Source organism: Vibrio sp. 10N.222.49.C9 (assembly GCF_041474985.1).
Classification (GTDB): Bacteria; Pseudomonadota; Gammaproteobacteria; order Enterobacterales; family Vibrionaceae; genus Vibrio; species Vibrio crassostreae_C.
The window spans coordinates 1-335 of record NZ_JBFRVD010001436.1 but is presented as its reverse complement, the minus strand read 5'-3'; the positions used below and the strand labels follow the sequence as shown (position 1 = coordinate 335).

At 47.8% G+C, this 335-nt stretch carries 1 protein-coding gene; it reads right to left on the bottom strand.

What is annotated here, in order from left to right; translation table 11 throughout:
• Window positions 1-288, bottom strand: a 288-nt coding sequence (locus AB4585_RS28640; protein ID WP_372172169.1) for a P-II family nitrogen regulator, incomplete at its 3' end; no start/stop codon positions are given.
• Window positions 289-335: the final 47 nt, after the last annotated feature.

Below are 335 nucleotides of genomic sequence, written 5' to 3'. Positions count from 1 at the left end.
CTCTACATCTATCTGTACCGCGATACCCTGTCCTGATTCTTGGTCAAACTCACCAATATCGCTGATCTTCTCCAAAATACGGCGCGATAAGTGCTCTTCAACCACAAACAACAGTACGTCCTTTTGAACCTCAAGCGTCAGCCCTAAGAAGGTACGCTTTTGATTCAACCCTTCACCTCGAGCATTACTGATCACAGTCGCACCCGTTGCACCCGCAGACCGAGCGGCATCAAGTACCGCATCCGTACGGATATCCTCAACAAAGGCTAGTATCAATTTAAATCGCATTAGAATCCTCCTTAATAGGATGGCGCTGGTTAAGCCAGCGTGTAATC